Genomic DNA, 2,402 nt, shown 5'->3' with positions numbered 1-2,402 from the left:
CCTACTCGATTTCGCACACGAACATTCCGCACTTCGTGCTCCATGTTCTTACAACCGGCAAATGAATTTGTATGCAAGCATCCATTCGCTTGCCGGTCTTGTGCAACAAAAAGCTGCCGCACCAAAGTACGACAGCCTCTTTAAGCTTCTAAATATTCCTAAAATGACAAAAGAACCGTCCCGATGTCATCTATTTAATACGATTGATATACCACAAACGTTACAGTAAAATATTAAAATGTTGAGAGCTGAATATTTTTGTTGGGAGAAAGAGATGTTAGTTTATAGTTATCTGACAATAATATAGATAACAAGCCCAATGAAAACAGCCAGTATTATGAGGTCTGCTATTATCTGGCGTTTCCACTTATCATGAGCATCAGGGCTTTCAGGGTCAATTCTCTCCATTCTATTAGAAATTCTTTCAATTTCACTGTCCTTAAAATAATTCCTGGGTTCATGATTTTTTGAACTCATATAGGTTATCCCTCCTCTAAATAATGCATATAGAGCTTGTTATCCAAATAGTTCTGAATATACTCGTCCGAAGTCATTCCAAAATCCTCTTCAAAAGATCCCAAGGATCCAATAATAGTATCTATGCCATATTCAGCAATTAGATCTCCCGTAACAAGCCCCGCAGCCATATATGTCAGATTATTGCCAAGGAGGTCACCTGCACCTGGTACCACACCTTCTCTCCATTCTCTTACGCTTTTTTGGCCTGTCTTTTCCCTCTTGCCACTTCCAAAGTACATCAGATCTGCTAACCCCACTGCCATCTTCATGCCTGCTGGAAGGCCCAATAGCAATCTCAATATCCGAAAGAGGTACAATCTCTGACAGGTGTTTCCATGAATCCTTAACTTTATTAACCGACTCTTCACTAACATCATCAGCCAAAAGAGAAATACTTAACTCCTCTAGGAGCTCATCAGTCTCTGTACTGGCTTCAACAGTTTCAGATATTACTTCAGTGCTATCAGTTTTCGCTCCGCATCCAAGCATAAGTGTCATTGACAGTGAAACTGCGCAGCATTTACTAAAATTCTTTTTCCCAAATACTTTCATGCTTTCCCCAACCCTTTTGTTTTTTTCATGATAGCATGATGGTAATGTCCTTCAATGCATATCTGCTGAAATATACAAAAATTAGGTTGAAATGTCATGACACCAGGGTAACTACATATGTACAGAAAAATCAATATCTCTTGTCTGCTCGTACTCGACTGCGTCTAAATGCCGCAAGATCTTTTCGTCATCCGCACCGGCTTCTTCTAGTTCTACAGAAGCATGCCACCATAAAGGTCTGATGCATTTATAAAGTAAAGGCGCTGCTTTCTTTTCCAAGTCATTAAACGAATATACTTTCTTTACGATATCAAGTGCATGAAGAACACGCTTAAGAAAGTTATCATCCACATCTATGCTGCCGTAGGTATCATCAGTTGAGACATAGGGTGCCTGGCGGACCAGATAATTAATAAACACTTCCCTTCCGCCTATGTTGAAGTCATAAACTCCCTTAAACCTTCCATCCTCATCCAAAAGAACATTGGTATCGTTTATATCAGCCTGAAACACTGATGTCGGAAGCTGATGATATATCTTTTCAAGCTCTTTTCTTGCCTCAAGCCAGTTGTTCCATATCCGTTCTACCTGGCCTTTGTATTTATCCGGAAGGTTTTGGGCAATGGCTAGCCATTTTTCCGCATCTTCCGTTGTTTCGTCGCTTGTGTCACTTGGATCAAATGGCTCAAACATGCAATATGCCGATGGAAGATCCGTATAATCAAAATGGCATGCCGCAACTTTGGCATCCATTATCATGGCATCCTCAAAAAAAGAATACCATCCCTCCTCAACAAGTTTGGTATCCGAAAACTTATCTTTTATCAATTCTTCCGCAGATTTGTATTTGGAAAACTCTTCACCCCATACTCTGCAATTCTTGTCTTTATATACAACCGTTGGGTATGTGCCATCCAGCGCTCTGATAAACTGAGGGCAATAATAGCCAAGACCACGGTATTCTTTTGCAATCCGTTCCCACATAGCAAGATGTTTCTCATCTGTAAAACCGTTTGCAGAAAGCTTGATTACGATCCTCTTCTCCCCAAAATCCACAAGCAGTGTTTCTCTGAAATCCTCCTCCCCGTGACTGGTGTTTTTAATATCAACATTTACCGGAGTCTTTTCGGAGAAAAGACTGACTATATCATTTATGTCCATTCTTATATAAGTCCTTTCTTCACCTCATCTTTTTCCCTAATACTCTCCCAATACTTCTTTACTTCGGTAATTTTCTTGGCTCAATCACAAATTCTATGTGATGGCTGATTCCTAACATACTGCTTCCGACTCATATCCATAATCTTGAGAAAGAAGTATTCGTCGTCAGG

At 40.0% G+C, this 2,402-nt stretch carries 5 protein-coding genes; 1 reads left to right on the top strand and 4 read right to left on the bottom strand.

The genetic code is table 11. From position 1 onward, the window contains the following. On the top strand, nucleotides 1-229 hold a 229-nt coding region (locus tag G588_RS22905; RefSeq protein WP_207637771.1), incomplete at its 5' end, for a hypothetical protein. Nucleotides 230-288: 59 nt separating this feature from the next. Here the strand turns inward: G588_RS22905 and G588_RS0118425 are convergent. From G588_RS0118425 to G588_RS0118410, 4 genes are all read right to left on the bottom strand, one after another. Next, nucleotides 289-477, bottom strand: a complete 189-nt coding sequence (locus tag G588_RS0118425) for a hypothetical protein (RefSeq protein ID WP_022780156.1) — start codon at nucleotides 475-477, stop codon at nucleotides 289-291. Nucleotides 478-482: 5 nt separating this feature from the next. Next, nucleotides 483-692, bottom strand: a complete 210-nt coding sequence (locus G588_RS0118420; protein WP_022780155.1) for a hypothetical protein — start codon at nucleotides 690-692, stop codon at nucleotides 483-485. Further along, the gene (locus tag G588_RS0118415; protein ID WP_022780154.1) at nucleotides 673-1,071 is read right to left on the bottom strand and encodes a hypothetical protein; all 399 of its coding nucleotides are present in this window, start codon (nucleotides 1,069-1,071) and stop codon (nucleotides 673-675) included. Before G588_RS0118415 ends, G588_RS0118420 begins: the two co-directional genes overlap by 20 nt. A 111-nt stretch (nucleotides 1,072-1,182) precedes the next feature. Continuing rightward, nucleotides 1,183-2,232, bottom strand: coding sequence for a hypothetical protein (locus G588_RS0118410; RefSeq protein ID WP_022780153.1), 1,050 nt, complete (start codon nucleotides 2,230-2,232; stop codon nucleotides 1,183-1,185). Between the last annotated feature and the right edge of the window lie 170 nt (nucleotides 2,233-2,402).

The organism is Butyrivibrio sp. AE3009, assembly GCF_000420845.1.
In the GTDB taxonomy this organism is placed as follows: domain Bacteria; phylum Bacillota; class Clostridia; order Lachnospirales; family Lachnospiraceae; genus Butyrivibrio.
Note: the sequence above shows the minus strand (reverse complement) of the source record. Positions and strands in the feature narration are given on the sequence as shown.